This is a genomic window from Sulfurimonas sp. (genome assembly GCF_027056685.1).
GTDB lineage: Bacteria > Campylobacterota > Campylobacteria > Campylobacterales > Sulfurimonadaceae > Sulfurimonas.
The window spans coordinates 1-1577 of sequence record NZ_JALUKE010000037.1 but is presented as its reverse complement, the minus strand read 5'-3'; the positions used below and the strand labels follow the sequence as shown (position 1 = coordinate 1577).

2 protein-coding genes are annotated in these 1577 nt (G+C 36.0%); one reads left to right on the top strand and one right to left on the bottom strand.

Going from position 1 to position 1577, the window contains the following annotated elements:
• On the top strand, positions 1-810 hold an 810-nt coding region (locus MVY38_RS01405; protein ID WP_297482667.1), incomplete at its 5' end, for an Mrp/NBP35 family ATP-binding protein.
• A 44-nt stretch (positions 811-854) separates the two neighbouring features.
• Here MVY38_RS01405 and MVY38_RS01400 read toward each other — a convergent pair.
• Positions 855-1577: GGDEF domain-containing protein (locus tag MVY38_RS01400; RefSeq protein ID WP_297482664.1), on the bottom strand; the 723-nt coding region annotated here is incomplete at its 5' end.

Sequence of the window (1577 nt, the reverse complement as noted above, 5' to 3'; positions counted from 1 at the left end):
ACTTCTGTAAATATCGCTATTGCACTTGCACAACAAGGTAAAAAAGTAGGTCTTTTAGATGCAGATATTTATGGTCCAAATATTCCTCGTATGATGGGAATAGCAGATGTAAAACCTGAAGTAAATGGGAATAAAGTACTTCCAATTAAAGCGTATGGTATTGAGATTATGTCTATGGGTTCACTTATGGAACAAGGGCAATCTTTAATCTGGCGTGGTGCTATGATTATGAAGGCAATTGAGCAATTCTTGCGTGATATTTTATGGTCTGAGCTAGATGTATTGGTTATCGATATGCCACCAGGAACTGGTGATGCACAACTTACACTTGCTCAATCTGTACCTGTAACTGCTGGTCTTACAGTAACAACTCCTCAGGGTGTTTCACTTGATGACTCTCGTCGTTCACTTGATATGTTTAAAAAATTGAACATTCCTATTGCAGGTATTGTTGAAAATATGAGTGGATTTATTGCTCCAGATACTGGTGTTGAGTATGATATTTTTGGAAAAGGAACTTCTGAGCCTATGGCAAAAGAGTTTGACACTAAAGTAATTGCTGAAGTACCAATTGAACCTGCTATTAGAACAGGTGGCGACGACGGAAAACCTATCACTTTTGTAGCACCTACAAGTGAATCAGCAAAACGATATGTGCAAGCTGCTGAATCTATTTGGGCGAGTATTGAAGAGATTAATGCAAGTGGGGGAGTAGATAACCAAGCTGTTCAACCAACAACACCTCCAGGGGTAAGTGCATGTTCTACTGGGTCTGCACAAAAAAGTGGCGGTGGTTGTGGCTGTAGTTAGTCATATTTGTATCTAAACTTCATCTCAATTGAGATGGAGTCTATTTATCTAAGTTCTTTTTTCTCTGCCATCTTTTTATCAAATCTTACTATTTTATTACGACCCGTTGTTTTGGCTACATAGAGTGCTGTATCGGCAAGTTTTATACACTTCCAGATAGTATTAGCATCTTTTGGAAAAATAGAGATTCCTATGCTTATTGTTTTTTGTAATGTCTCTCCATTTCCTGCATCAAATACTATTGATGCAAATGTAGAATGTACCTTTTTGGCTATTTTTAATGTTCCCTCTTCAGTTGCATTATGAAGTAATATAAGAAACTCTTCTCCTCCATAACGGATTGCTAAATCAGATTCTCGTACATTTTCTTGCAATACCTTTCCAATAGCAACAATGACTTTATCTCCAACATCATGTCCATAAGTATCATTGACCATTTTGAAAAAATCAACATCAAGCATTAAAATACTATAGCTCTCTTGTTCTCTTTTTATTTGTCCTGCAAGAGTATCAATAAATTGTTCCAAAAATCTTCTATTGTAAAGATTTGTCATGGGATCACGAAGTGAGTTGTCACGAAGTTTTGCCAAGAGCATTTTACTCTCTATTACTGGTTTTGCAGCTTCTAAATAGTTTTTAATACTAGCATTATATGCATTAATAGTTGCAAGTTGTTCCGTATTAGAAGTGTGTATAGTTAAAACTAGGCTAAATTCATCGCTAATAGTAAAGGGAATACAAAGATATTCCATAGAGTTGTGTTCACA